This window comes from Morganella sp. EGD-HP17 (assembly GCF_000512315.2).
In the GTDB taxonomy this organism is placed as follows: domain Bacteria; phylum Pseudomonadota; class Gammaproteobacteria; order Enterobacterales; family Enterobacteriaceae; genus Morganella; species Morganella morganii.
On record NZ_AZRH01000009.1, the window covers coordinates 127,759 to 150,201 of the forward strand.

A 22,443-nucleotide genomic window follows, 5' to 3' on the forward strand; every position below is an offset into this window, starting at 1 on the left:
ATTTGATATCGATCAAAAAAAACAGCGCTTCTATAACAGTTTCAGCTGAAAATGAATATTTTATGTGCCGTTTTGCAGTAAGTGACTCTGTCCCCCTTTTTTGACGTGAATAATCGGACTTCTGGTGTGGTTATTATTTTACTTTTGTCATGTGTTAATTAACAAAGCAGGTAAGTAAAAAATAAATATACTTTTTTCAATACGATAAAAAAGAATGGCATTCAAAAATAAAAACGGGTTTTATGATATGAGTTAAAATAATAAAACCGGTTTTATATTATATTACTCATTAGATAAATTTATTATTTTTAGCGATTGGAGCGCTGACCTATGCCAAGAAGAGAGCGCCTTTATTTCCCGGGATTACCACAGCTGATTAAACTTAACGGACACAATCATGAAAAACTCTTTCAGGAAGAGAATGATTACGCCCGCTTCCTGACCTGTGTGGACAGGTCTTTAGAATCATACAATTGCGAGCTTCATGCCTATTCACTTCAGGCAGATACGGTATTGTTGCTGCTGACACCAAAATCAAAAGAAGATTTAAGCCGCTTTATACAGCACATCGGACGCCAGTATGTTCCTTACTACAATAATAAATATCAGCGTACCGGGGCATTATGGGACCGGCGTTATAACAGCTGCCTTATTGAAGCAAACTCCTATTTTCTTTTAGTCTCTCAATATGTTGATACATTCACATCCGACCAGTCGGAATATAATGATAAACATAACTTAAATTATTCAAGTTACGGTCATAACACCGGGGAATGCACTATTCCGAGAATGACTGAACATCAGTGTTATTTGCAATTAGGTAAAACACCGGAAGAGCGCGGGATCCATTATCAGCATTTTTTATATACCACTATCAGCCAGTCTGTTATTGAGCGTATTCAAATCTGTCTGAATCAGAATTGCGTGCTGGGCACCAATCAGTATTGCCAGAAACTGGAATTTGAAGTGAACCGGACAGTACGCCCGCATCAGAGCGGACGGCCGCGCAAACATTACAGTAATGATGTGGCGGACTGGATCTGGCTGGAAAACCGCGCCTCTAAGCTGCTGGCACGCTACTGTTATCAGGAGATCCGCTTTCCGGTGCTGGAATACTGGGATGACCATATGAAGAATGCCGCGGCATTCGCGGATGATAACCATAACGGCCCCAAACTCAACTGCAGCCATCCGGCACTGCTGCGCGGTGAGGGTACGATGGGCTGTCTGCGGGTGATCGCACAGCATCAGCGTTTACAGTCAAAAAGCAAATTATGGTATATCGGTGCGATGTTCCGGAATGTGGCCGGGCAGAAACAGGATTTTGAACAATATCACCAGATCGGTGTGGAAGCATTCGGCTACGATAATATTGATATCGAGCTGGAACATATTTTAATGCAGTATGATTTTTTCAGTTCATTACACCTTACGCCGTACATTGAATTAAAAATAAATACCGCCGGCAGCGAAGAAGAATTCAGCCGGTTTCGTCGGGCACTGAGAGAGTATTATCAGCCGTTTCTGCCATTCTTTGAGGAGCCGTGGCTGGTTAAACTGAAAGAGAAACCGGAGCAGTTATTATCCACACCGCACAAGCTGCTGGATATCGTTAATAAAAAAGCGCCCCGGCTCAGTGAGTTTCTCTCTGAGGCTTCCGCCGCCCGCTTCCGTCAGTTGCTCGAATCCCTCAACCGCCTGAAAATTCCGTACAGTGTGACGCCGGGACTGTATCCGGTGAATAATTACTGTCACACCCTGTTTGAATGGCGCACCACGCATCCTGACAGCCACGATGAGCTGTTATGCCGCGGCGGCCGTTATGATGCCAGTGCGTCGCATCTGCTGGATAAACAGGTGGCGGTCAGCGGTTTTGCGTTTATGCTCGACCCGATTATTTTCCTGATCCGCAAATGTCACAAGCAACTGCTGCGTCAGAATGCGACCGATGTGGTGCTGATCCCGGAAAACACCCGTGCCGCCGGGCATGCGCTGATGGTCGGCCGCCGTCTGCGGATACTGTTCCCGCATTTCACCATTAAAAATGACTGCTCGGGGATGCGGATCAGTACCTGCCGCAAGAATGCGGAGCGCAACGGCAGCCGTTTTATCATTGTGGTGCCGTCAGAGGATGACAAAGCGCTGGAGCTGACTGATAAAGACAACGGAATGATTCAGTTTGTGAATGAGAATGCCATGATCGGTGTGCTGGGACACAGCGTAAACTGCTGAGGGGAGAGGATCCGCAGATAATCAGCTTATCTGCGGATAACCTGTTACTGCTGGCTGAGGAGAGATTCCAGCGCGTTATAGAGTGCTGTTGCGCTCTTTTCATAACCCGGACCGGAGAGATGGACTTTGTCCGGCCGTGCCAGGTCACGCAGTACCCAGCTGTTGATTGCACAGTCGCCGCCCATGAACTGCTGCCAGTCCCAGTAGAGCAGACCTTCACTTTTCGCCACAGACTGCTGAATCCGCATGACATTGTGCAGATTGGCAGGCTGCTGTGAGCGGCAGTCAGGCGCGGTTTTGTTCTTGATACTGTCGCCCGGGCCGACCAGCAGGATCACCGCATCCGGCATGTTGCTGCGGATACTGCGCACCACATTGGTCAGTTGCTGACGGTAGAGATCCAAATCCAGCGTGTCATTAAAGGCTTCATTGGTACCGTAAGCCAGGATCACCATTTCCGGATCGGTCTGTGCCAGGGTATTCACCCACTGCGGCTGCCATTTTCCCGTCATGGCAATTGTCGCGCCGTTGATACCGACAGACGAGAGCATCACGCCCGGATGGTTGCGGGTGATAAACCAGCCGCCGATATTCAGCGGGCTCTGCTCATTCGCGGTGATTTCTGCCGGGAAGGTTACCGGTACACTGTCAGAAAAACGCCATTCTGAGGACGGTGCCAGGTTCAGCGTGCCGCCTTTGCCGCCGCGTACCGTAACGGAGGCCGGGTAGCCGGTCTGGTACAGCACCTGCATATCATACTGATAAGAGGACGGATTGCGCTCTTTCATGGTCAGGGTGCTGTGTGAGGTCAGCGGCGAAATAACAAAACCGCCTAACGGGAAGTTTGGTGCATCATCTTTCCGGCTGGTCAGGAATGACCACTGATTTTTCGGCTCGGTGAAGACAAAGTTTGCCGTGCGCTGTCCGGCGATAATGCTCGGCGGCACAAAGCCGATCCCCGCGTTGCCGTAACGCGCCTGGAATTTGTCACGCAGCGTGCCGGAGAAAAAATCCGCTGCTGTATGAGAATCGCCAATCTGGACAATATGGACACGCGCGGACGGATCCCGCAGGCGGTGTGCCAGGCGGCTGAGGTTCGGATCGCCGTAGTTGGTCAGATCATTACGCGACACCGGCGGTGGTGTCTGCGGCTGTATCCACGGCTTATCCGTATCGTTCTGGCAGGAGAGCAGGGAGAGCGCTGCGGCAAACAGAGCTCCCGCACCGGCCAGTTTAAGGTGCCACGACGGGCGTTTTTGTTGTTTCATCATGTGTTTCTGTTTTTTCCTGCTGCGCCGGGGTTTCCTCCGGCGCAGCATTAAATTTAATCAGATCAAATACCGTGTCAGCGATGGCTTTCTGACCTTTGTAGGTAAAGTGAATACCGTCGCCGCTGCGCAGCTTGATAGTGCTGCTGCCGTCACCGGGGTAATCTGAATAGATCTTATCCTGATATTTGAAAATGGTATTCGCGGACAGCCAGATTTCACCGGCATTGTTAATTTCCGACTGATAGACTCCGCTCAGATAGTGTACACCATCTGACAGCTTGTCTTTGCGCATATTCGGCGGTCCTATCCATATGACGTCCACATCCTGTATCCGGGCCGTTAACAGAATATCCTGAATCCGTTTACGGTACTGCGCCTCCCACTCCGGAGACATAAAGCGCAGGTAGCGCCCGCCGCCTTCCGGCGGCATGTCCCACGGGTCATTCGGGCCGAGGAAAACCACCATCAGGCGGATATCCGGGTTGGCTGCCAGCGTGGTTTTGATAGTTTCCGGCCAGTTGAAAAACTTCGGATACGTCAGGCCAGTACTCTGTTTGCTGAGGTTGATACTTTCAATGCCGTAGGTTTTGGCCAGACGGGATTGTAACACAGGTGCAACACCCTGCATGAGGGAATCGCCCACGAAGAAGACTTTATCACCGGCTTCCAGATCAATAATTGATTTTGGTGTTTTTTTCGTCAGAATGTGTTCCGCAACCTGCTCCGGGTTCAGTTTCAGCACAGAATTGCCGATCGCCGGACGCTCCCGGTTCAGCAGCTCAGGGAAGGTCACAGACAGTGCAGCGGCCGGATAACGGTAGCCGTTGATAAAATGCAGCCCGACCTGAAACTCCTCCGGAAACGCGGTATTGCCGGGAACAGCCTCTTCCGCTTCCTCAACGATATGATTGCCCTGTGCATAGGTCCACAGGGTCTCTCCGGCCGCCACAACGCCTTCCTGAAGGTAACCCCCCAGATCCCACGCGTAATGCCCCTCCAGCTTCGCCCACGGCGCAGGCTGGTGGTAGGTTTGTTCCCAGTAACGGGCCAGCGGGTTCTGGTTCAGCCAGACCAGTGCCACGGTTGCGGTCAGCACAATAAAGACGACCTTCAGTGCCCGCTCGAGATTTTCTGTAAAATCAAAAATTCGCATAGATAAAACCCGGCATTCCTGAAGGAGAGAAAATAAAGACCAGCGTCATAAAGAGCGCGAGCGGTAAAGGATACCAGATCCATGAGATCCGCTGGTAATAGTGTCCGGCGCGGTGATACAGGCTGACACACAGCGGATAGATAAACAGCAGCAGCCAGAAGGCGATAATCAGCGGCGCACTGGCTATCACTGAGGCAATAAAGCCGTCGGCGGTCAGTTGCGTCAGCATGGTGACAGCATCACTGAGCGTGGCGCTGCGGAAGAAAATCCAGGTCAGGCAGAGCACATGGAAGGTGAAAATCCGGGCGGTCCAGACCCCGGTTTTCTGCCACAGGGTTTCCGCAGGTTCTGTACGCGGCGGCAGCAGTTTGTGTTTGATATTCATCAGCACAATACCCAGGCCGTGCAGTGCACCCCAGATGATAAACGGCAGCCCGACACCGTGCCAGATCCCTGAAATCACCATCGCGATAAAGGCATTGAGGTTCATCCGCAGCCAGCCCTTGCGGTTACCGCCGAGCGGGATGTAAATATAATCGCGGATAAAGGTCGACAGACTGATGTGCCAGCGCGCCCAGAACTCTTTGAGGTTGGTGGCAAGATACGGCGCACTGAAGTTCAGCGGTACCCTGAAACCAAGCAGCATGGCAATCCCGGTCACCAGGTTGGTATAGCCGGAGAAGTTAAAATAGATATTCCAGGCATAGGCGTACACCGCCACCAGAATCTCACCGGCGCTGTAGTTGACCGGCGAACTGAAGACCGGGTTGGCAAAGTTTTCTGACAGATAAGCACTGAATAAAAACAGTTTCACCATCGCCAGGGTGATCAGCAGCAGGGCTTTTTTGTAATCAATAATTTCCCGCGAGGCCGCCTGTACCTGCGGCATAAAGGCTTTGGCGCGGTTTATCGGGCCGGCGACAATGCTCGGGAAGAAGCAGAGATAGAGCACCACATCCAAAAAGGGGGCTTTTTCAATCTCTTTGCGGCAGACCGACACCACATAGCTGACAGAATGGAACGCGTAGAAGGATAACCCCAGCGGCGCCAGCACGGAAAGCACCGGCAGTTCAACCTCCACACCGGCCTGCAGCAGCGCGCTCTGCAGAGATTCCTGCATAAATCCGTAGTATTTGAATACCGTAAAACAGCCGATGATTCCCGCCGCCAGCAGGCTGTAAACTGCCCGTGCGGACAGACGGCTGCTCAGGACATTCGTCAGCAGATAAATAAACAGGGTATATCCGGCCAGCACATAGGCGAAGCTTGCCTGAAATGAGAAAACAAACAGGTAACTTGCTGCAATTAAAAGAATATTCTGTAAACGGGTCTTTTTTTGACAGAGCCAGTAAATCAGAAAAAAGGCAGTAAAGGAGGCAAGAAATTCAAATGAAAAGAAATTCATATCAGGCTCTGTGCAGGCTTGTTGAAAATGTCATAATTAGCGTGCTGAGTATAATATAAGTTATCAACCACGATTCAATAAGAATGATGAGAAGCCATAAAAAAACCCGCGTAATACTCAGATTAACGCGGGTTTTCGGGTGTCTGTTGCAGTGAACAGAACGATTATGAGTTTTGGGCGACCTTCTGTGCCGATGTGATCAGTGTTTTGTTACTGTCATACATCTGGCGGAGGTAACGGTTATAGGCATCTCCCTTCTGCGAATAACCTTCCAGCTGACTGATAAGTTCCGGTGTGCTCAGTGAGTCATCATCACCCAGACGCTGTTTTGCCCTTTCTGAACGCAGTGAGTTATAAGCACGATGCGTATTCAGATTCTTCATGTAAGCAGTGACACTATCCTCAATAGTGCTGTACGCGTAGTAGCCCTGAACCTGTCCGGCTTTGGCACTACAGCCCCGTCCGCAACGCATACCAAAAAGGTTATTGTTGGACTGGGCCAGTTTTGATGTTCCCCAGCCTGACTCGGTTGCCGCCTGTGTGGCAACGAAGTGGGTGGGCAGGATATCGACACGGCTCAGCAGCGCGTTCCAGTTGGTGCGCTTAGGCGAGCTGCATGTCATATCATAGCTCCGGCAAAGCTTTCCGAGCTTTGCAATATCACTCTGTGACCAGTGTTTGGCATTCCGGCGTTCCAGTAACCAGGTGCGGTCATTCATGATTTCGCGATTCACTTTGTCAATCGCAGGGACAATGGCATTTAAAAACGCTTTCTTACGGGGTGTACCTGACGCGTATTTTTTCAAATCAGGCAGCGTCTTCTGTAACTGCTGCGTGTTTTGATGTGAATACGCCAAGCTTGTCGTGGTACTGGTTGAGGCAAAGCCCGAACCGGTAAAGAATAGTAAAATCAAGAAAGCGAAGACTGCATTTGTCCTCATCGAAAGAGAGGGCATTGCTTTTTCCTCGTTTTATTGTCTGAACAAAAATCGAACGAATACTAGCAAAATAGAAAAACCAAGGCCAGCCTTATTATCCATCGTTTAATATTAATCGGGTATGCTTTGGCAGGATAAAATTCTGTTTTCTGATTTTATGTATGTCTATTAGTAAGTTAAAACGGACATCAAACGGCTGCGGATTTTGGCAAAAATGGCGGAATTATCCGGAAAATTAATGTTTTTTACGCAGTGTCCTGCCCCGTTTTCACTTTTTTCTGCGGTTTTTACCGGCCATTTTTATCAGAATTTATGATTAGTAGTACTCGAAATTGAGGATTGCCGTGGTATTGATGCGGCCTGCACTGAGCCGGGCAGCATCATAGACATAGTAATACGCCCAGAGATTAAAGCCGTTATTTACTTCAATAAATTTGTCCTTTCCCCATTCAAACAGATAGGAATCCGCACGTGGCTGCCGTCCCGGCGGGTTGATCACCAGTGCACTGTTGTCATTGGTATCCGCATAACGGCCGATGCGGATCCCCACCCCCTGTGCCGCACCCGGGGAGGTATCAATGAGGGTTTTCATATCCCGCAGCCAGACCTGGTTGCTGGCCAGATAGGCTTTTACCGGACGGCTGGTGCGGCCGTTCAGGCGATCCCGGCAGGAGATATCCAGATGGAAACGTGTCATCCCGGCGGTTGTGTTACGCAGCAGCTGTGCTCTGTCCACCTGCGGCAGTTCGACTAATAAATCCGCATTATCAAAGGTACAGGTGGTTTCACGGGGCTGATAAATGACATCCAGCGGCTGCAGGAACAGATCCTCATTATGTTCCGGCCAGTGTCCGGTCAGCAGATAAGTGAGGATATCCAGCCCGAGGCGGACAAAGAACTGAAGGATGCCGACCCGGGTGGTATCCGCAGCGATCACCGCGCCGTCAAAGCGGTACTGGCTGCCGGGCACCGTCACATCACTGCGTGAGTTCTGCGGCATCACCCGTGCGCTGAGGGTGAAACGTGCCTGAAGGCGGTCCGCCGGGTACGGGTTTCTGCTGTAAGCGAATTTTTGGGTACTGCCGGGCTGGAGATCGATCACCCGGAACTCCACCGGATAGCGGCCGTTCTGAAAACCGACCACAATGGAACGTTTTTGCAGGTAAGAGGCGTTGGAGACGCTGCTGCTGTAGCCGTTACAGCTGAATTCCCCGCTGTAGCGGGTATTAAAATAGAGGGTGGTTTCTGTCTGACGGTAAAAGGTTTCCGACAGATCAGCTGTCAGCGGCGGCGCCTGTTTGTTGCCGTCGTTGTAGCACTCTGCCTGCGCATAACCGGTGATCAGCATCAGCAGACCGGCAAAAAAATGGGTTTTTCTGAGCATCGGTGATGTCTCCTTTATTCTGCACAGGGCAGAGGCGCACTCTGCGGATCCGGCGTGAGTGTGATGCGGCAGTAGCCGCTGTCCGTATCTGTCAGGCGGACATTGATCTGCTCCGGCCGCGTTTCGCTTCTTATATAAAGGAGGCTGTTCTGCCCGACATAGCCGATGCTGTTATTATTTCCGTCAGTGACTTCTGTACCGAACGGCAGCGGTCTGCCGTTCTGACGCACGGCATGCAGATAAAATTCCTGCCGGGTATCCGTTCTGAAGTTCACGAGTGTCACCGCCCCGGCGTAAGGCACGATATCCTGCACATTGCCCAGCAGTTCCGCAGCATCTTCCGGTGCCTGTGAGGCATCCAGGATCAGCGAGTTTTTGCGGTAAGCGGACAGATACGGCACCAGCACCTGACCCTGCGTGTTGGTGGTGACATTACGGTCATTGTTTACGATGGCATTGGCGGTGCCCGGTACATTCACCACAGCAAAGGTTTCCCCCGGCTGATTTGCGGTGAGAATACCACCGGACCAGGCCACCACACTGCCGGTGGCTCCGGCTCCCATCTGGCGGTAACGGCCGGATTCACTGTAAGAGGCGTTCAGTGTCGCCGGGGCCGCCCGGTAGGCAGCACTGGTGCTGAAGGTTGTACCGCCGGATTGCTGATGAGCGGCATTCACGTTATAACTCAGCGCGTTGCTCTGTCCGGCGGTGCCGCTCAGGCCGATATTACTGCTCTGATAGCGGCCTTCTTCCGTCATGCTGTTTGCGGTCAGATACACCTTGTGCCCGGACAGGGTCAGCGGAACGGAGAGTGTCAGGTTTATCCGCGTTTCTTCATTATTACTGCCGGCCGGATTGTTACTGTCTTTGCTGTAACGGGTCCGGCCTGCGCTGAGGGTATAATTGATATCCTGCCAGTTATTGGCATAACCCAGCTGATATTCACGGGTGCTGCCCTGACCGCCCCAGTAATCACGCAGTGTACCGGCGAGATAAACCGAACCGTAATCCGCGCCGATCCGCTGGTTGATATTGATATTAAAGGTACTGCGCTGGCGGTAACTCTGTGACTGCGGGGAGAGATCGCCTGTAATGTCCTGCCGGTTAAGCAGTTCCTGATACTGCACCGCATCCGTCAGGCTGAAATAACCGCTGGTGGAATAACGGTAAGCCGCCAGTGAAAAATTGGTATTGGTCTGATGAATAAAGCGGCTGTAAGCCACTTTGTAGCTCTCACCCCGGTAACGCGGCATATCCTGACCGAAGCGGGCATCGGAGTGTGTGATATCCACGGATAATGCACCGATCGGCAGGTTAAACCCGCTGCCGAGCAGAAACGCCTGATAATTTTCCGCCGCAATCACGCCGCCGTAGCCGGTCAGCGTGTTATTAATGCCGTACTGAAGATTAAGCTGCGCAAAATCCGGATGATAAGCGGTATCTGTCAGACGGACTTCACCGGCATTCAGCTCATATTTAAAGAGTCCTTCCTTTAACATATTCGGCACAGCGGAGAAGGGCACCATAAAGCGGTTAATTTGCCCGTCCGCTTCATTCACTTCCACCTGCAGATCCCCGCCTGAGCCGGTCGGCAGCAGGGAATCGACCACAAACGGGCCGGGCGGCACGCTCTGCTGCCAGATAAGCTGTGAATCCTGATAGATTCTGACCAGTGCGTTGGTCTGTGCCACGCCGCGCACGACCGGGGAAAAGCCCTGCCAGGCATCGGGATACATGCGCATATCCGTTTTCAGGGTCGCGCCACGGAAACGGACAGAATCGAACAGTTCGTTGGAGGTGTAGCTGTCGCCGGCCCGGAAATCAGATTTGATTGCCGGAAAACCACGCTGCAGGTAACGGGTGTTGTTATTCCATTGTGTGCTCTGTCCGCTGCTGTAGGTCACTGAGGATTGATCCCGCAACTGCCAGCCTGCCAGATTCAGACCACTGCTCAGGGTCAGATAAGCATTGTCGTTATCACTGCCGTCACGTTTATTGGTGGCGTGATAATAGTTAGCGTTATAACTGACCATCGCGGCATTAATGCCCTGATCCCACCGCGACGGGTCGACATATCCTTTAAGTACGGTATTCAGCATTGCCTGCGGCACATTCAGTGCCAGCTGAAACTGTCCGGTGTTCAGGGTATAACTCTCCGGCGGCACCAGACTGCTCAGCACGACATAACCGTCTTCATCCGCCTGCGGCGGCGGTGTACTGTCACGAAGTCCCAGTTTCGGTACATCATCCTGCGGGATCAGAATCGTGTGTCCGCTCTGTTGCAGACGCAGCGGAAATCGTCCCTTCCATTCTCCGTTCACACTGATTTCAACGGTGTATTCACCGTCGGGCAGGGTATCGTCGCGATCAAAGCGGGACAAATCCGCTTTGGCGGAATCACCGTAAAGGAAGTTGGTATTAAACCCGGCCCCGGCTGCCGGTGTGCTGAGCAGCACCGGCAACAGTGAAACAAGGGCGGAAAAACGGCGGACAGGGCGCGGCATCAGGCGGCTGTTCAGTTCAGTGACAGCGGATAGGTATTGATGGCACCGAAATCGTCGATCAGTGTCAGCGAATAGTGATTTCCGGCCGGTAATCCGGCTGCGGCAGGCAGCGTAAACTGAGAATAAGGTGCAATCATCGTGCCTTCTTCCGCCAGATCACGGCTGTTCGCGGTCTCTTTCAGGCCGAGAATATTAATATGATACGGAGAATCATTTTTCAGAATATAGTGCTGGCCGTCACGGGTGAATGTCAGACGGGTGTGGGCTTTATCCGCGCTCAGCGTCAGGCCGGAAGGGCGGTAAAACAGTTTGATGCGGGAGCGGATAGCAATCTGCATCATGTTTTTATCGGCACTGTTTTCCGGCAGCGGCGGAATATCCAGTAAATTCAGATAAAACAGGGACTCTCTGTCAGCCGGAAGCTGTACCGGGGTCATTTTCACCCGCAGCTGCTGACCATTTTTACCGTCGATTTTTACCACCGGCGGTGTCAGGATAAACGGAACATTCGCCGTTTCCGGCGTGGAATCGGGGTTGCCGTCATCAATCCATGCCTGGACTAATGCCTGCTGTGCTCCGGTGTTAAATAATTGTACCGGAACCTCTTTACTTCCCTGCGGATAAATAACACGGGTGGAATTAATAATAACGTTTGCCGGACTGACAAATGTCACTGTTAATAACAACAATGTTAAGATGATTTTTTTCATGATGTGTATTTTCAAAAATCAGGCCCCTGAATTAAAGAGGCCTGAAAATATCAGAAGTAAGACAGATTATATGTCAGCATGGTATTGATTTTACCCGGCTGAGCAGGTTCGCTGCCGACTTTGTAATATTTTGCATAGAACTGCATAACACCATTATCAGCAATGATTTTTGTATCGTATGGCGTGTTTAAATTAATAACTTCATTACTTTTCTGTGATGTTAACGCAATACCGACATTTTTATGATTACCTTTCTCATCCGTTTCCTGGTTGATCAGGTAATTACCGTTATTGGCAATAAGGTTGGTGGAGGCGAAATTAATATGCAGTGATTTTTTATCTTTATCACTGGCGTTACAGTCTGATAACTCGAGAGAAAATGCTTTCTTTCCTTCCTCGATTGCGCCGGAATGTGTGATCTGATTGACAGTAATTGGATCTAATAATACCGACATGTTCGCATTACCGTTATTAATGGTGCAGGTAGCATCAGTAATAAAGCCGGTGAAATTGATTGAACCACCGGATGCGGTAGTTGCCGCAGACGCAGAGTTAGCAACAAAAATAAGGGAAAGAGACGCTGCAAGAGCGAATTTTTTATTCATTATCCTCTCCGGGATGGAATATATAATAAATACGGAAACGAAATTAATTACGCTTTCCGTAAATTTATTTTTAGTCATAGTGATTTTTAGCCGATTCTGAAAAAACAAATCAGCAGGGTTTATTTAGTTAGTAGCATCAATAAGAAATAATTTCCCCAGTAATTTTTTATTACCGTTAACGGGAAAGAAGATTCTTATACATCAGAATGGAAGGCATAACTAAAACGAAACAGAGTATATAACCATGAAATGATTAATTGAAGTATTTTTCTGATTTACGAATTAAAAGGTGAGTTTTCTCTGTAATATCCGGATACAGATAGTTACTTATGGTTTTATATACTGCATTTTTATGTTATTGCGATGTTATGCATTGATTGTTGTTAATATTTTTAAATATTCATTTAATATATGTTAAAAAATGAAGTATTTAATATTATTTTTTCTTTATGATTATTGATTGCAACAATTAAGAATAATTATCATTAGCGATATTAACAACGTAAAATCAAGCACTCAGAATGCTCCCGGTAATGATTATCGGCACATTCACAGGGAACTTTAATTATTTTCAACTTTATTTTAAGTGCAGCAGGATAACTATCGGAATAGACTGATAACGAATGTAATTATTTATATGGCGATTATTTCAGGCGGGAAAAAAGCAGCGGGCAGCGTTGCGGCTGCCCGGGCAGGATCAGTTTTTGTTCTGTTTATGGAAAGCCAGACGTTCTTCAAAATAGGCTTTCAGGTGAGATGCCAGCCCGTGGATTTTGTCATCCAGCTGACGAACCAGAAATTCATCGCTGTTCATATCATCAACCCGCTGCATCGCGAGGTCATCAACATATACTTTTTCTTCCTGGGTCAGTTGTGCCATTGTCTGTCTCTCTGAATATAGTGTGAATATGGTATGTTATCACGATTTTAACGGATAACACGCAGGTGTCACGATGGATGAAAAACAACTTTATCATTATGCCATATGGCTGCTGGGACGGCGGGAATATGCCGGCGCGGAACTGACCCGCAAACTGAAACGGAAAATTGCTGAAAAGCAGGAAACCTCCCCGACGGAAGAGCATGTTCTGCCACGGGTGATGGCGCGGCTGACAGACTCACAGTATCTGGATGATACCCGCAGTATCGCGCTGTTTTTTCAGGCCGGTGTGAGAAAACTGCACGGACCGGTGCGGATCCGTCAGGAATTACGTCAGAAAGGGTTTGACGGTGAATTGATTGATGCGGTTTTTTCCGCGCAGGAGACCGACTGGTTTGAGCAGGCCCGTGAGGCAAAAATGAAGAAATTCGGGGAAAGCAGCCCGGCAGACTATAAAGAGAAGCAAAAACAGATGCGTTACCTGATGTACCGGGGTTTCACATCTGATCAGATTTATGAACTGTACTGACGTGCAGGCATTATTTATTTTTATCCAGTGCCTGTTGTATGGCGTCATGGTAACGGTGATACAGAAAATCCGTATTGAGCCCCGCCTGCTGCATCTGTAATGCCAGCAACCGTAACCGCTTGTTTGTCTGCTCATATTCTGCGCTGTCCGGCGGCAGAGCGGACAATAAATCCGCCAGTGAAACCGCCTCCTGCCGGGCCAGTAATGCCGGGGGAAGATATCCTGCATTTTTCAGCAACCGGTAGCCCACCCGCAGTTCAGGGGGAACATGGCTGTCATCATCCAGTGTGAGCGGCTTACCTTCTCCTGCCAGTCCCTGTAATTCTCCGCTTTCAAGCGCCGCCTGAATATGGCGCTCAGCCAGTGTGTCAAAAATCGTCATGCTGCGTCCGTTTCCCCTGTTAGCTGTTGTCACTTCCTTATTATAACAGAGCCTGATTTTGCCGTATAAATAACCTGTTTTATGCATAAATGCACTATTTACCGCTGCATAATAACTGAATCAAATTCAGGTCTGTAATGCATGAAAATGCATTTTCTGATGAAGGGACATTTGTTTTGGGTACGATCTGAGTAGTACCTGCTGTTTGTATTGTTATACGTATTAAATGCGTATTTGATCGTGGGGAAGTGCTCTTCTGCGTTTCTCCTGCACTGCTATTTTTCACTGCTATTTTTGGTTATATGACGAAAATAGTGTGCTTAACCGCTTAAATAAGGCAAAGCTCTTACTTTAAACACTTCAAATAAGTAATTTAGCTTAATGATAACGGAGGTGCCTTCCCGCTGGCAGCGCTTTTTTGTTATTTTTTTGTTTTATTTGTGTTTGTTAATTGATCGGCATTTTACTGTGATTTGTATCACGAAAGCTGCTTGTGAGTTAAAGTCTGTACGCGTTTAATACGTAAAATGAGCTATTTGTGCTTTTTGTAAAAAATAATCCAAAAAAAGCTAAAGTTTTTTAAATTCATATTTCATGAATAAAAATTCACGTAATAATGTAACGGAAGTATGCATTACGTTATGTTTGGAAACAAATTGAATGAATTATACATTGCAAAATGATTAGTTAATAAATCCAAAAATAAATCTTATTATAAATTAAGTATTCGATTATTTTAGTTATTGACACATTAAATGTCAGTGAGTGGCTGTATTCGGGTGAGGGAAATCAAAAAAATAATCAGTACTACCTATAAGTAATTACGCGTCCAATTTGTAATTTTGTGGTTATTTATCTTTTTATGATCATTTTGTAGTGAATTTCGCTTAGGATGATTCCTAAAACCGCTATAGACATTCGAAATCCCCTCTCTATAATACGCCGCCGATTCAACCATAAGTAAAATTTTCTGAGTCCGGATACAGGGCAATTCAGGTGAACGTTAAATAAATTAATTAAATAACCCAATTACGCTGATAACCGTCAGCCGCTCAGGTGACGGCACATTTTTTTCTGTGATGCATTAAATGCGTCAGGGTTTTCTGCACCTGGAATTTCCTTATTCACGTCCTTCAATTTTGAGAAAAATAAACAATGAATAAAATATTCAAAGTCGTAAAAAATCAACGGACAGGGAATTCTGTTGTCGCATCTGAATTCGCAAAGGGTGCAAAGAAAGGAAAAAAACTGGCGCTGTTATCACTGGCAATGCTGATGGGCTGCGGGCTGAGCGTGTCTGCACCAGCAGCTGATCCTGCGGGCCAGTGGTTAGAAACTGAGTATCGCCCTGCGCAATATGACAGCACAACTAAAACGTGGGTAAATAATTCAAACGAAAAAGAACAATCCCGGGTTATTAATGACGGCAGCGTTAAAGATCTTAATTTAAATAATGAAAAGACGAAATTCACCAATAATCTTGATTATCATGAAACCTGGTTTTCATTGCAGGAATTATGGGCGAAAAATACGGATGCAAATAAGGTTATTTCGATTACCGAATACCGTGATGGTGTGGCAGTTCCGGGTGATGCATCCCTGAATGCGATCGAGGACTGGCAGGTCCCGGACAACCCGTCAGCGATGGAAGAGATTACCTGGAAGAAGGAAGACGGGGAAATCGCCGTCATGCAGGCCTACAACACCGATGCCTTCAAAAAAAACATCGATCCGCAGCTGGGTGTGTATCTGCTGGAAAAACAGCCGGAATTATCCCCGTTCTATCATCTGACACTGGCAGAAGTTAAAGACGGTACGCTGAATATGACAGCGGCTGACAATGTTGACTGGGATATCAATTACATCAAAGACAGCTCACTGTTTGTGGCTGCCGCAGACAGCGGAAAATCCGCGACTATTGATACCACCAGCAAACTTCACGTTACGTTCGGTGAAGCTTACGGCATGTATTTATCTTCCGGTGAATACAAATACACCTTCCAGCCGCAGAATGAACTGGTTGAGAGTGTCGCTATCCCAAAAGAGCTGAACGGGTTCACATCGAAAGGAAAAACGTATGCCCTTGGTGACACTTTTGCCATCGGCAATGCACAGGGACTGGCGGCGTATAACGCGTTACTGATTGACGCAGTAACACATAACGTATTACCCGGGGCGGAATACAAAGCGCTGATTGAAGCGACGGTTGTCCCGCGTCCGCAGGATAAAGATTATTTTGACGTTAATATCGACCTGAAAGGTCTGGAAGATAAAGATATCCGTCTGAATGACGCCATTACCGCCAATATCGGCAGACGCTCCATTTTTGAGGCCGCCGGTGAAGGCAGTGTGCTGAATATTAAGGACGGTGCGGATATCCGTGGTGAAACTTCATCAAATTCAGGTCGTTATCGTGCGTACCATATTTTTGCGCATGATGGCGCAAAAGTATTCCATGATGCCACAACCTCTGTGCCGAATTACAAAGGGCAGAATGCGTTAATCGATAATGCGGAATTTACCAACCGCGGTACGTTACTGCTGGGCGACGGTAAAACCCGCATCTACGGTGATCAGGTTACCGGTGAAAATGCACACTATACCAACCTTGGTACCATTGCCGTTGAAGCCTTCAACCTCGTCAATAATGATCCGACAGATAAAGATGTAATTGCCAACACCGGTGTGACTGCATCCGGCGGTTCTCTGGTCACCAACGAAAAGGGCGGCAAACTGCTGCTGGGGCAGAAAGGGATCGGCAAAAATGAAGGAACCGTGACCGGCGTGCAGGTCAAGGGCGCTTCATTTATCAATAACGGCGATATTCTGATGGGTAAAGACGATGTCAGCCTGTCCGGCGGCCGTGAAGACGATACCTGGGATATGCGGATTATGTCGAACGCCGTGGCTGCACTGCTGGATGAAACCGCAAAAGCCGGTGAAAAATATGCGATTGAAAACAAAGGAAAAATCGATATTAACAAAGGTGTCAGTAATGCGGTCGGCATTAACGTGGCATCAACGCCGAACCGTAATGCGGATTCACAGCTGACTGTCGTTAACAACGGTGAAATTGATGTGGCGGGTACCAATACTGTTGGTATGCGGGTGTCAGGCACGAACCGTGTTAAGGATGTTATTGAAAACAACGGCACGATTAATGTTTCCGGGGCAGGCTCGATTGGCCTGCTGGCGCTGGGCGACAGCACGATTACTCACCACGGGCAGGTGATTGCCACCAACAACGGAACCACCACCGGCGGCACCAAACCGGCACGCACTACCGGGGTACGCGCGGATGATGCGAAAGTGATTATCGACGGCGGAACCGTTGAGCTGAAAGGCAATAACACCGTCGGGGTCTTTGCCCGTGTGGGCGGTGAAATCGACCTTAACAGCGGTCACGTTATTTTTGATAAAAACTCCATTAACCAGACCGGTTACTGGATCGCCGGGCGTAAAGGGGCAGATGAAACCTTCAGTTCGCGGATCAATTTCGGCGCAAGTGATGTAGCTCTGACACTGGATAATAACGATTCCACGTTATTCCGTGTTGACCAGAAAGCGCAGTTCCTGGGTGACAGCAGCAAAGGCACAACTTATACCTTTGATATCAACGGCGAAAAAAGCCGTGGTTTCTATATTGCGGATAACGGTACTGAAGTAAAAACCGGCAATATGCAACTGAATGTCAACGGGAACGACGCGACCGGGCTGTATCTGGCTAATGGTGCCGGGGCGGACGGTAAGGTTGTTCTGGATAAAGAGACTACCATCAGTGTTACCGGCGAAGGCGGAACCATCGCGGTGATTGACGGTAACTATTACGATATTAATGGTAATGCGACCGGGAAAAAATCAGATAAAACCACACTGACTTCAAAAGCACACCTGAAATCAGGCGGAACCGATGACAATATCGCGAAAAACGCGATCGGTTATAAGCTGATCAACGGCGGTGTGCTCAATCACGACGGTAATATTGATTTCAGCAAAGCGGATAACGCCACCGGCATCCGTGTGGAAACCGGGACGGTTAATAACACCACCGATATTACCGTGAATGGTGTGGGTGTTGATATTTACGGCCGGAATTCCGTGGTAAATAACACCGGTAATATTACCGCCAATAACGGTACCGCCGCAGTCCGTCTGAATAAAGATGCCTCAATGACCATCGGCGGCAAAGGTAAGATCCTCGGTGAAAACTCGGCGGATGCGGTACGGGCCCATTCCGGCTCAAACGTGAAACTGGATAACGCCAATATTGAAGTCACCGGCAGTGGCAGCGGTCTGCATCTGCTGAATACAGATGATGACAGCGGCGCGTTTAAACTGTCCGGCACCGGCACCATCAATGTCAGCGGTGAGAATGCCTCCGGTCTGAAGCTGGAAGCGGATGACGGCAAAGGCGGGGTGATGATGGCGAAAAGCAAGCTCGACACCTCCGGCGCCGGCGGCACCACTATCAATGTAAAAGATAAGGGCGGCAACGGTATTGTGACCAATACTTCCGGTGATGTTATCAGCGGAATGAATGTGAATATCGAATCAGCAGAAGGGGAATCCGCACTGGTGGTGCTTGGTGGGACTAAAAACATCACACAGAGCGGCAAACTGACGTCAGCATCTGACCACAGCGTGGTGGATCTGACTGCGCTGAGAAACGATTTCAGCTTCACCAACAGCGGCACTGTGACTGCCGGTGCCAGCGGTATGGCGGTGGATGCACATCAGAACAGCAATATCCGCTTCACCAACGGCGGCACGATCAGCGGAAAATCGGTGCTGGGCGGCGGTAATAACACCATCGCGCTGAGCGGTAACACCAGTGATATCGCGACAGGCCACGGTGATAACACCATTGAAATGCTCGAAAAAGCGGTAACCGGCATTCTGACAGCCGGTAACGGCAACAATACCGTGACACTGAACGGCGGTACCAAATTACAGACCGGTACTGTCGGTAATGGTCAGAACAATGTGATTCTGAAAAATGTTTCTGAAGCACAAAGTGATGCCCTGTTCGGCAATCTGAAGGCGGGCAGCGGCGGACAGGATGCACTGACGCTGCAGGGCAAAGCAAGCCACTATGTATTACAGGACAGCAGCAAAATCAGCGGCTTTGAAAAACTGAATATTGAGGAAGGCCGTTTTGAACTGCGCAATACCGATATCACGCTGAATGAACTGACAGCAGATGACGGTATCACCGTAAAACAGGGCGGTGAGCTGTTTATCAATCAGAATAAAGCCGATACCTTTGCCCATCAGTTGCAGGGGGATGGTCTGGTCACCACCTCAACAGCGGGTCAGGCGTTTGACTTTAATAATAAGAGCGCGGCTTTTGCGGGGGATAACTTCACCGGCACGCTGCGTCTGACAAACGGCACATTTGATATCGCCGGTGATAACACCCGCGCGCTGCAAAAATCCCGTCTGGATATCGGTGATAAATCTGTTGCAACCGTCCGCGCAGGCGTCGGCACACAGTCATTTGATCGCCTGGCAATGAGCGGCGGGACACTGGCCTTTAACGACAATATCACCGGCAGCAGCAAGGCGGATGGTCATCTCAGCGTGAACTCCCTCGAACTGGACAACGCGAAAGGCACTGTTCAGGTGAAAGCGGACGGTTTTGATAATCTGCCAACGCCGTCAGCGGATAACAAAGTGCCGCTGCTGGAGCAGGATGAAGGGGATTCCGTGGTTCAGCTGGTCAATGCCGGTAAAGCCTCGGATTACACCGGCGGGCTGAATCTGCAGCTGACGGATAAAGACGGTAATGTGATCCCGTCAAATACGAAGACAGAACAGGATCTGCGCCAGGACGGCAAAGTGGTGGCGAAAGGCACCTATGATTACGACTTACAGACCAGTGCAAACGCCGGCGGTAAAGCGGACGGGTTGTATGTGGCTTATCAGCTGACCGAAGTGGATCTGCAGGGCAAAGGCAGTGATGCACTGGTGCTGGCAGCACAGTCCGGAAAATCCGGATCGGCGGCTAACCTCGGGGCGAAAATCACCGGACAGGGCGACCTGGCAATTGATACCGCGAGTGAATACGTCACGCTGTCTAATAATAACAATGATTACACCGGCAGCACGTTTGTCCGTCACGGCAAATTACGGGCAGAAGCGGATAATGTGTTAGGGAATACGCAGTTACTGGATCTGGCATCCGGTACCGCAGTTGAACTGACCAGCACAGCCGGTGCCGGTACAGAGCAGACCGCCGGGAAACTCACGTCTGCGGTAAACAGCCTGGTGGCATTGGGTAACGGCAAACTGACGGTGAAAAACGGCGGTGAGGTAAACGGTTCTCTGAGCGGTACTCAGGCGGGTCAGCTGGTGGTGAATAATGACACACTGACTGTCACTGGGGCAAATAGCGGGATGCATTCCGCAGTGACTATCGATCAGCCTGCACAGGTCACTATCCGTAATATCGCGGGTCTGGGAGACAGCCTGGTCGCCGTGGCGGGTACACTGCGCACGGAAGGCGCGCAGGGTCTGCTGCGTAATCAGCTGACCGGCAGCGGCACCACCGAAATCGCACAGAAATCGGATGCTCAGCTGACGGCAGATAACAGCGGGTTCAGCGGACGTTTCACCACGGATGCAGACAGTACACTGCGTGCCTCACAGGCAGAGCATATCGGCAGCGCGGCAATTGAAAACGCCGGTACGCTGGTGCTGACGCACAATGACGGCAAACAGCCGTGGGATCTGACCAACAGCGTCACCGGGGCAGGGACACTGGTGAAACAGGGCGCGGGCCGTATCACGCTGACAGATAAATCGGCGCAGTACACCGGTGCAACGGAGATTGAGAACGGCACATTACAGGCGGGGAGCTATGATTCCGCGCTGGTGATGAACAGCCGTCAGGTGAATATCGGTACTCAGGGAACATTTGCCGGACAGGGTACACTGAAAGGCAGCGTGAATAACGCCGGTCAGTTCTATGTCGGTGAATTGGATAAGAAAGATCTGGGACAGGCAACGGATTACCGCGTTGACGGCAACTTTGTCAACAACGGCGGCAGCATCTGGCTTGCGAGTCAGAAAGAAACTGAAAGCCGTCTGAATGTCGGCGGGGATTTCACTGCGAACGGCGGTTCGATCACACTGAATACCGTGCTGAACAGAGGTCATGAAGACACAATGACTGACCAGCTGGTGGTTGACGGTAATGTGTACACCGGGAAAAACGGCGCGACCACGCTGAACATTAATAATGTTGGTGGCGAAGGTGCAGATACCCTGAAACAGCCGGATGCGATTAAAGTGGTTCATGTCGGCGGAAAATCCGATAAAAATGCCTTTAAACTGGGCGGGCCGGTTGCTATCGGGGTATACGAATACCTGTTACACAAAGGGTATAAAGATGACAGCTGGTATCTCGACTCTTTCGATACCAATGTTTATCCGCCGGATGAAAACAAGGAAGATCCGAACCGTAACGTGAACCCGGAAATCGGCGGACACATGGCTAACCGCACGGCGGCACTGGGCATGTTCTCCATGACCCTGCATGATCGCCTGGGCGAGCCACACTATGCCGACAGCTTTAAAGGGGATGAAAACGCCTCTTCTGTCTGGCTGCGTATCACCGGGGATCGTCAGCGTCAGGATGCGGTCAGCCGTTCACTGCGTCTGAAAGGGGATACCTACACCACCCAGCTGGGCGGCGATATTATCAACTGGAACAATGATGCACAGGACACTACGATCCGCGGCGGTATCATGGGCGCAATCGGTAAGTCTGATTACACCAGCAGCGCTAAACGGACCGGTACGAAAGCCGATGCAAAAATTGATCGTGCTTACAGCGTCGGTTTATACGGCACCTGGTATCAGAACCGCGAAGATGAAAACAATGCCTATGCGGATGTCTGGGCACAGTATTCCTGGTTTGATAATAAAGTCTCCATGGCCGGCAGTTCATCGGATTATAAGAGCCGCTTAGTCAGTGCTTCTGTTGAAACCGGCTACAGCATGGCGGTGTACAAACCGGATGCGGATAAACAGTGGCTGTTAACACCGCAGGCGCAGGTTATCTTTAATTCGTATGATTCTGATGACAGCAGCAGCGGCACCGGTCTGGTGATGAAAGGCGGGCGCAGTAACAGTGTGGATACCCGTCTGGGGGCCCGTCTGACCTACGCAAACCAGAAGCAGTCAGATAAATCCGCGCAGCCGTTTGTTGAGGTAAACTGGCTGCACAGTACGGCGAAGAGTGATATGACCTTTAATAAACACTACACCTTCAGTGATGATCGTCCGGCGAACCGGTTTGAGATCAAAGCCGGTGTGGAAGGGCAGATTTCACCAAACTGGACAGTTTGGGGTAACGTTTCTCATCAGATGGGCGCGGATGATTACTCCGGTGACCGTGCGATGATCGGCGTGAAATACCAGTGGAAATAAGCTGAACCGCTGAGATA

Annotated in this window: 13 protein-coding genes; 3 read left to right on the forward strand and 10 right to left on the reverse strand. The window is 49.6% G+C overall.

Annotated features, from left to right (window positions below):
- Nucleotides 1-330: 330 nt before the first annotated feature.
- Entirely contained in the window at nucleotides 331-2,232 is a 1,902-nt protein-coding gene (locus X965_RS11290) for an ATP phosphoribosyltransferase regulatory subunit (protein WP_036418118.1), read from the forward strand.
- A 44-nt stretch (nucleotides 2,233-2,276) separates the two neighbouring features.
- On the opposite strand, the gene X965_RS11295 is transcribed toward X965_RS11290, so the two are convergent.
- The 9 genes from X965_RS11295 to X965_RS11335 all read right to left on the reverse strand — a co-directional run bounded on the left by X965_RS11295 (nucleotide 2,277) and on the right by X965_RS11335 (nucleotide 13,082).
- The gene (locus X965_RS11295; protein WP_253280773.1) at nucleotides 2,277-3,503 is read right to left on the reverse strand and encodes an SGNH/GDSL hydrolase family protein; all 1,227 of its coding nucleotides are present in this window, start codon (nucleotides 3,501-3,503) and stop codon (nucleotides 2,277-2,279) included.
- Nucleotides 3,466-4,656 (reverse strand): SGNH family hydrolase, encoded by a 1,191-nt coding sequence (locus tag X965_RS11300; RefSeq protein WP_004234863.1) that lies wholly within the window; start codon nucleotides 4,654-4,656, stop codon nucleotides 3,466-3,468. Before X965_RS11300 ends, X965_RS11295 begins: the two co-directional genes overlap by 38 nt.
- Nucleotides 4,643-6,061, reverse strand: coding sequence for an MBOAT family protein (locus X965_RS11305; RefSeq protein WP_036413060.1), 1,419 nt, complete (start codon nucleotides 6,059-6,061; stop codon nucleotides 4,643-4,645). Before X965_RS11305 ends, X965_RS11300 begins: the two co-directional genes overlap by 14 nt.
- Before the next feature lie 164 nt (nucleotides 6,062-6,225).
- Nucleotides 6,226-7,017, reverse strand: coding sequence for a protein bax (locus tag X965_RS11310; protein WP_015423011.1), 792 nt, complete (start codon nucleotides 7,015-7,017; stop codon nucleotides 6,226-6,228).
- Between the two features lie 298 nt (nucleotides 7,018-7,315).
- Nucleotides 7,316-8,383, reverse strand: a complete 1,068-nt coding sequence (locus X965_RS11315; RefSeq protein ID WP_004234867.1) for a fimbrial protein — start codon at nucleotides 8,381-8,383, stop codon at nucleotides 7,316-7,318.
- A 14-nt stretch (nucleotides 8,384-8,397) separates the two neighbouring features.
- The gene (locus X965_RS11320; protein ID WP_036418120.1) at nucleotides 8,398-10,887 is read right to left on the reverse strand and encodes a fimbria/pilus outer membrane usher protein; all 2,490 of its coding nucleotides are present in this window, start codon (nucleotides 10,885-10,887) and stop codon (nucleotides 8,398-8,400) included.
- A gap of 11 nt (nucleotides 10,888-10,898) precedes the next feature.
- A complete protein-coding gene (locus X965_RS11325; protein WP_225310124.1) occupies nucleotides 10,899-11,612 on the reverse strand; it encodes a molecular chaperone in 714 nt (237 codons plus the stop codon).
- A gap of 35 nt (nucleotides 11,613-11,647) precedes the next feature.
- Nucleotides 11,648-12,202, reverse strand: coding sequence for a fimbrial protein (locus X965_RS11330; protein ID WP_036418122.1), 555 nt, complete (start codon nucleotides 12,200-12,202; stop codon nucleotides 11,648-11,650).
- A 697-nt stretch (nucleotides 12,203-12,899) separates the two neighbouring features.
- Nucleotides 12,900-13,082, reverse strand: a complete 183-nt coding sequence (locus X965_RS11335) for a hypothetical protein (RefSeq protein ID WP_004234871.1) — start codon at nucleotides 13,080-13,082, stop codon at nucleotides 12,900-12,902.
- Between the two features lie 73 nt (nucleotides 13,083-13,155).
- On the opposite strand from X965_RS11335, the gene X965_RS11340 reads away from it, so the two are divergent.
- On the forward strand, nucleotides 13,156-13,611 hold the full coding sequence (locus X965_RS11340) for a regulatory protein RecX (protein ID WP_036418124.1): 456 nt from the start codon (nucleotides 13,156-13,158) through the stop codon (nucleotides 13,609-13,611).
- A gap of 10 nt (nucleotides 13,612-13,621) precedes the next feature.
- On the opposite strand, the gene X965_RS11345 is transcribed toward X965_RS11340, so the two are convergent.
- On the reverse strand, nucleotides 13,622-13,993 hold the full coding sequence (locus X965_RS11345) for a DnaJ family domain-containing protein (protein ID WP_036418126.1): 372 nt from the start codon (nucleotides 13,991-13,993) through the stop codon (nucleotides 13,622-13,624).
- A 1,155-nt stretch (nucleotides 13,994-15,148) separates the two neighbouring features.
- Here X965_RS11345 and X965_RS11350 point away from each other — a divergent pair.
- On the forward strand, nucleotides 15,149-22,426 hold the full coding sequence (locus tag X965_RS11350; RefSeq protein ID WP_036418128.1) for an autotransporter outer membrane beta-barrel domain-containing protein: 7,278 nt from the start codon (nucleotides 15,149-15,151) through the stop codon (nucleotides 22,424-22,426).
- Nucleotides 22,427-22,443: the final 17 nt, after the last annotated feature.

Excerpts from the sequence above, each read along its gene's own strand:
- X965_RS11290 (WP_036418118.1), top strand. The coding sequence starts at position 331 with ATGCCAAGAAGAGAGCGCCTTTATTTCCCGGGATTACCACAGCTGATT.
- X965_RS11295 (WP_253280773.1), bottom strand. The coding sequence starts at position 3,503 with ATGATGAAACAACAAAAACGCCCGTCGTGGCACCTTAAACTGGCCGGT.
- X965_RS11300 (WP_004234863.1), bottom strand. The coding sequence starts at position 4,656 with ATGCGAATTTTTGATTTTACAGAAAATCTCGAGCGGGCACTGAAGGTC.
- X965_RS11305 (WP_036413060.1), bottom strand. The coding sequence starts at position 6,061 with ATGAATTTCTTTTCATTTGAATTTCTTGCCTCCTTTACTGCCTTTTTT.
- X965_RS11310 (WP_015423011.1), bottom strand. The coding sequence starts at position 7,017 with ATGCCCTCTCTTTCGATGAGGACAAATGCAGTCTTCGCTTTCTTGATT.
- X965_RS11315 (WP_004234867.1), bottom strand. The coding sequence starts at position 8,383 with ATGCTCAGAAAAACCCATTTTTTTGCCGGTCTGCTGATGCTGATCACC.
- X965_RS11320 (WP_036418120.1), bottom strand. The coding sequence starts at position 10,887 with ATGCCGCGCCCTGTCCGCCGTTTTTCCGCCCTTGTTTCACTGTTGCCG.
- X965_RS11330 (WP_036418122.1), bottom strand. The coding sequence starts at position 12,202 with ATGAATAAAAAATTCGCTCTTGCAGCGTCTCTTTCCCTTATTTTTGTT.
- X965_RS11335 (WP_004234871.1), bottom strand. The coding sequence starts at position 13,082 with ATGGCACAACTGACCCAGGAAGAAAAAGTATATGTTGATGACCTCGCG.
- X965_RS11340 (WP_036418124.1), top strand. The coding sequence starts at position 13,156 with ATGGATGAAAAACAACTTTATCATTATGCCATATGGCTGCTGGGACGG.
- X965_RS11345 (WP_036418126.1), bottom strand. The coding sequence starts at position 13,993 with ATGACGATTTTTGACACACTGGCTGAGCGCCATATTCAGGCGGCGCTT.
- X965_RS11350 (WP_036418128.1), top strand. The coding sequence starts at position 15,149 with ATGAATAAAATATTCAAAGTCGTAAAAAATCAACGGACAGGGAATTCT.